Source organism: Nitratidesulfovibrio oxamicus (genome assembly GCF_015731765.1).
Taxonomy (GTDB): domain Bacteria; phylum Desulfobacterota; class Desulfovibrionia; order Desulfovibrionales; family Desulfovibrionaceae; genus Cupidesulfovibrio; species Cupidesulfovibrio oxamicus.
Window position 1 is genome coordinate 1 of record NZ_VRYY01000600.1, and the last position, 1,180, is coordinate 1,180.

The 1,180-nt window shown below is 68.9% G+C and carries 3 protein-coding genes; all 3 read left to right on the forward strand.

Annotation, left to right across the window (positions count from 1 at the left end):
- Positions 1 to 402: M23 family metallopeptidase (locus FVW20_RS16070; RefSeq protein ID WP_196610387.1), on the forward strand; the 402-nt coding region annotated here is incomplete at its 5' end.
- 3 nt (positions 403 to 405) lie between these two features.
- Positions 406 to 708 carry an exodeoxyribonuclease VII small subunit gene (locus FVW20_RS16075; protein ID WP_196610388.1) on the forward strand — a complete coding sequence of 101 codons (303 nt, stop codon included), beginning with the start codon at positions 406 to 408 and terminating at the stop codon, positions 706 to 708.
- A partial coding sequence (locus tag FVW20_RS16080) for a polyprenyl synthetase family protein (protein ID WP_196610389.1) occupies positions 692 to 1,180 on the forward strand: 489 nt, incomplete at its 3' end. The genes FVW20_RS16075 and FVW20_RS16080, both read left to right, overlap by 17 nt.

The window sequence follows — 1,180 nt, forward strand, 5'->3', positions numbered from 1 at the left end:
GTGCCGGGCGGCGTATCCAGCCTGTTCGGCCTGCGCCGGGTGTTCAACGGCGAGCCGCGCGCGCCGCATCGCGGGCTGGATCTGCGCGGCGAGGCGGGCGAGTTGGTGAAGGCCTGTGCGGCAGGGCGGGTGGCGCTGGCCGAGAATCATTATTTTGCCGGAAATTCCGTGTACATCGACCACGGCATGGGCGTGGTCAGCATGTATTTTCACCTGTCCGCCATGGACGTGACCCCCGGCCAGATGGTGGCGCAGGGCCAGCTCATCGGCAGGGTAGGCAGCACGGGCCGGGTCACCGGGCCGCACCTGCATTTCGGCATGGCGGTGCTTGGCGACATGGTGGACCCTCAGGTATTGCTGGATGACGCGCCCGCGAACACGGGCGCGACTACACGGGAGTAACGCATGGCCGCGCGCACACGAAAGAACGCGGGGGCGGACGCCCCTGAACGCGTTGATGGCGTTGTGGAACAGGCCGGGGCCACGGTGGATTACGAAGCCGCCATGGCCCGCCTGCAAGAGGTGGTGGCCGCGCTGGAGGCAGGCGACCTGCCGCTGGAGCGCAGCGTGGCCCTGTACAAGGAAGGGCTGGGCCTGTCCCGCGCCTGCCGCGACAGGCTGCGCACTGCACGCAACGAGATCCGCCTGTTCACCGAAGGCGGACTGAAGGACTTTGAAGGGGTGGGGGACGATGCTGACGCCGAGTGAGATCAAGGCCCGCCTGCGCGATGCTGCCGCCGTGGTGGAACGGTATCTGGCCGCGTGCCTGGCCGACCGGGGCATTCCCGCTCGGCTGCGCGCCTCCATGGAATACAGCCTGAACGCGGGCGGCAAGCGGGTGCGGCCTGTGCTGTGCCTGACCACCGCGGGGCTGTTCGGTCTGCCAGCGGAACGGGTGATGCCCTTTGCCGCCGCCATCGAGATGATCCACACCTATTCGCTCATCCACGACGACCTGCCCGCCATGGACGACGACGACCTGCGGCGCGGCAAACCCTCGAACCACAAGATGTTCGACGAAGCCACGGCCATCCTGGCCGGTGACGGCCTGCTCACCGACGCCTTCGATTTCATGGCAGGCGTGGGGGCGAGCGCCGGGGCCGGTGCGGGGGGCGAAAATGGCGCCACCGCCGCCATTCCCGCCGCCAACGTGCTGGCCGCCCTGCGCGTCGTTGCCCGC